The 244-nt window shown below is 60.7% G+C and carries 1 protein-coding gene; it reads left to right on the forward strand.

Annotated features, from left to right (window positions below; genetic code table 11):
• Positions 1 to 48: 48 nt before the first annotated feature.
• A partial coding sequence (locus V0R37_RS23030) for an acyl-CoA dehydrogenase N-terminal domain-containing protein (RefSeq protein ID WP_420376683.1) occupies positions 49 to 244 on the forward strand: 196 nt, incomplete at its 3' end.

Consider the following 244-nt stretch of genomic DNA (forward strand, 5'->3'; position numbering starts at 1 on the left):
CAAGTAAACTCGGTCCTCTCACGTAAGTCCGTTTTCCGAGGATGTGTCATGGCCGATTACAAAGCCCCCCTGCGCGACATGCGCTTCGTGCTCAATGAAGTATTCGAAGTCTCCAAGCTCTGGGCCGAGCTGCCGGCCCTGGCCGAGGTGGTGGATGAAGAAACCGCCAATGCCATTCTCGAAGAGGCCGGCAAGGTCACCGCGGGCAGTATCGCCCCGCTGAACCGCAGCGGCGACGAGGAGG

Origin of the sequence: Pollutimonas rozaliensis, assembly GCF_048751585.1 — a bacterium.
Lineage (GTDB): Bacteria > Pseudomonadota > Gammaproteobacteria > Burkholderiales > Burkholderiaceae_B.